The 464-nt window shown below is 57.8% G+C and carries 1 protein-coding gene; it reads right to left on the bottom strand.

Annotation, left to right across the window (positions count from 1 at the left end):
• A partial coding sequence (locus JHD80_RS27100; protein WP_199093670.1) for a hypothetical protein occupies positions 1–464 on the bottom strand: 464 nt, incomplete at both ends.

The raw sequence follows: 464 nt of genomic DNA, 5'->3' as shown, positions 1-464 counted from the left end.
AACTGATCTGCTGATAATCCGTGCTCTGGGGCGAAAGTAGCTGGATGCGAATCTGGTCCACCGCCAAGCCTGCATCAGACCAGTCGGACAGCAGCAAGCCACCGTTCTTGTAGGTAATAGTGGGGAGGGCTTTGTACCACTGATACGAAGTGCTAGAGACGCCAGTGCTCTGTTGCGCCAGTTGCGTGCTACCTGATTTCGCAATTAATCCGAAATTGTGGCTGCTGCCATCGAGTGACTTCATTCGCACATCGACCGTGTACTGGGCGCCCGCCACCAGTGATGTCGCCGCCACGTTCCACCACAGGTAAATGCCCGTCGCGCTCAACGTCACGGCCTGACCATTGCTCGCGGCGATATCATTGATAGCTGTTCCTCCCGCGATGCTTTCCGCCTCAGCGCTGAGCGTGCCGCCCAGGCTGGCATTGCCATACCACCAGTGGTAGAGGCCAAGCGTGCCATCC

This window comes from Allobosea sp. ASV33, from assembly GCF_016428755.1.
Classification (GTDB): Bacteria; Pseudomonadota; Alphaproteobacteria; order Rhizobiales; family Beijerinckiaceae; genus Allobosea.
This window is presented reverse-complemented; position numbering and strand designations above follow the sequence as displayed.